At 64.6% G+C, this 237-nt stretch carries 1 protein-coding gene; it reads right to left on the reverse strand.

The features are described 5' to 3' along the window. The coding region (locus AC0L3U_RS40205; RefSeq protein WP_473365243.1) for a GNAT family N-acetyltransferase at positions 1-237 on the reverse strand (237 nt) is incomplete at both ends.

Raw genomic sequence — 237 nt, forward strand, 5'->3', positions numbered from 1 at the left:
GATCTTCTCCAACACTCGGATCGAGGCGGCATGGTCCGGTCGAACCAGCCCGAAAACCTCCGGCAAGCCCAATGTTTCAAACGCCAGCACCAGGGCGTCGCGCCCCACCTCGGTGGCATAGCCCTGCCCCCAGGCCTCGACCGCGAAGCGATAACCGAGGTTGATGCGCGGCACCGTCAGGTAGTTGAGCGGCGCAATGCCGCCAAAACCGATGATGTACTCGGGCGCCTCACGCCG

The sequence above is a fragment of the Bradyrhizobium sp. Kon69 genome (assembly GCF_055807515.1).